1 protein-coding gene and 1 pseudogene are annotated in these 971 nt (G+C 68.5%); both read right to left on the bottom strand.

Features of this window, described 5'->3' with window-relative positions:
- Positions 1-555: NF038129 family PEP-CTERM protein (locus QPK29_RS33470; RefSeq protein ID WP_400189968.1), on the bottom strand; the 555-nt coding region annotated here is incomplete at its 3' end.
- Between the two features lie 11 nt (positions 556-566).
- Positions 567-971, bottom strand: a pseudogene (locus QPK29_RS33465) (ExeM/NucH family extracellular endonuclease); the annotation flags it as partial.

Raw genomic sequence — 971 nt, 5'->3', positions numbered from 1 at the left:
GGCAACCAGCATCAGCGCCGCCGTCGACGGTTCCGGAATCTTCGTCAAGCTGCTGACGCGGGTCGAGGGCGCCGCCACGAGGATCTGTTGACCGGCGGGTGCAAACGGCTGCAGGAACAGGTTGCCCAGGTCGCCGTCGGCGCCCAGGTAGTGGGTCGTGTCGAACAGCGCCCAGCCGAACGTCGTGCCGATGTCGCCCGGCAGCATGGTGAAGCTGACGTCGAAGCCGAACTTGCCGCCCAGCTGGATGCCCTGGACCAGGTCACCGCCGCCGCCGGCATTGCCGAACACGAAGGTTCCGGGCGCGGTGCCCGTGACCGTGCCCGTCAGGTCCGCCGCGCCGTCCAGCGCGCCCGTCAGGCTGCTCACGATGGCGGTCGCCGCCGGCGCGCCGTCCAGGCCCAGGAAGTACAGCTCCAGGAAAGCCTGACCCGAACCCAGCGACGCCGTGTCGATGTCGACGTGGTAGAGCGGGGTGGCGGCTGCCTGGCCGCAGGTGCCGGTCAGCGCGGCCGCGAGCGTCAGCCAGGATAGGAAGTGCTTGAAGCGAATCATGGTCAGGTCCTTTACTGGATGCTGAAGAGGGCCGGCGTGTACGCGATGCCGGCCTTGTTCGGGTTGGAGAAGGTGGTCGTCAGGGTGACGCTCTGGCCCGCGGCCAGGCTGGCGACGGGCAGCGCCATGTACGGCACGCCGTCCTTGACGCCGGTCTGGGTGTCCAGCGTGACGCCGGCCGTCAGTGCCTGCAGGCGCAGATGCAGCGGACCCGCCAGCGGCTGGCCACCCGTGTTCGTGATCGTCACCGTACCCGTGTACTTGTTGGTGAAGCGGTTCACCGTCAGGCCCGAGCGCGCGATCGACACGGAGGAGGTCACGTCCGCCGATTTATCGATCGACACCGTCACCGCGTGTGCCTGTTCGGTGTTGCCCGCCCAGTCCGTGCTCCAGTAGCTCACCGTGTGCGTGCCGCT

Origin of the sequence: Massilia orientalis, assembly GCF_030411975.2 — a bacterium.
Classification (GTDB): Bacteria; Pseudomonadota; Gammaproteobacteria; order Burkholderiales; family Burkholderiaceae_D; genus Telluria; species Telluria orientalis.
Note: the sequence above shows the minus strand (reverse complement) of the source record. Positions and strands in the feature narration are given on the sequence as shown.